Annotated in this window: 1 protein-coding gene; it reads right to left on the bottom strand. The window is 74.1% G+C overall.

The genetic code is table 11. The features are described from left to right. Nucleotides 1-34: 34 nt before the first annotated feature. The coding region (locus tag E0L36_RS26890) for a GMC oxidoreductase (RefSeq protein ID WP_180931941.1) at nt 35-386 on the bottom strand (352 nt) is incomplete at its 5' end.

Below are 386 nucleotides of genomic sequence, written 5' to 3'. Positions count from 1 at the left end.
GGGTGGGCACGGGGTGGGGCGGTGGTGGTGGGGGTCAGGGGTGTCGGGGTGGGACCTTCGGGATGGGGAGGGTGGGGAGGTGGAGGGCGCCGTAGGCGTGTGGGGGGACGGCGGGGTGGTGGGGTGGTGTGGGGGTGAGGCGTTGGTAGGGGGTGCCGGGGGTGGGGCGGGGGTCGGGGTCGCCGTTGTTGGGCCAGTGGGACATGGCGCGTTCGGCTTGGGCGGTGATGGTGAGGGAGGGGTTGACGCCGAGGTTGGCGGAGACGGCGGAGCCGTCGACGACGGAGATGCCGGGGTGGCCGTGGAGGCGGTGGTAGGGGTCGATGACGCCGTGTTCGGCGTCCTCGCTGATCGGGCAGCCGCCCAGGAAGTGCGCGGTCAGCGGC

The sequence above is a fragment of the Streptomyces sp. AJS327 genome, assembly GCF_013450295.1.
Classification (GTDB): Bacteria; Actinomycetota; Actinomycetes; order Streptomycetales; family Streptomycetaceae; genus Streptomyces.
This window is presented reverse-complemented; position numbering and strand designations above follow the sequence as displayed.